Source organism: Pseudomonas persica, assembly GCF_900291015.1.
Lineage (GTDB): Bacteria > Pseudomonadota > Gammaproteobacteria > Pseudomonadales > Pseudomonadaceae > Aquipseudomonas.
The window spans coordinates 1-230 of sequence record NZ_OLKL01000421.1 but is presented as its reverse complement, the minus strand read 5'-3'; the positions used below and the strand labels follow the sequence as shown (position 1 = coordinate 230).

1 protein-coding gene is annotated in these 230 nt (G+C 63.9%); it reads right to left on the bottom strand.

The window, feature by feature from the left end; genetic code table 11:
• Window positions 1-142: 142 nt before the first annotated feature.
• Window positions 143-230, bottom strand: an 88-nt coding sequence (locus FQ664_RS28395) for a cation transporter dimerization domain-containing protein (protein WP_474707167.1), incomplete at its 5' end; no start/stop codon positions are given.

Genomic DNA, 230 nt, shown 5'->3' with positions numbered 1-230 from the left:
GTGTAGGAGCGGGTTTACCCGCGAATACGGTAGCGGCGGCAACGGTGATCGGCAGGTGGAAATTGGCCAGCAGCCCCGGCCCTTTCGCGATGAACCCGCGCCTACAAGGGATTGCGTAATCGGTGGGGCATGGGTGTTTACCTCATACCGGGTCGGCGTGCACCATCACGTCCGCCTGTGGGTAACGCTGGCGGATCACCCGCGAGGCCTCCACGCACAAGCTATGCGCC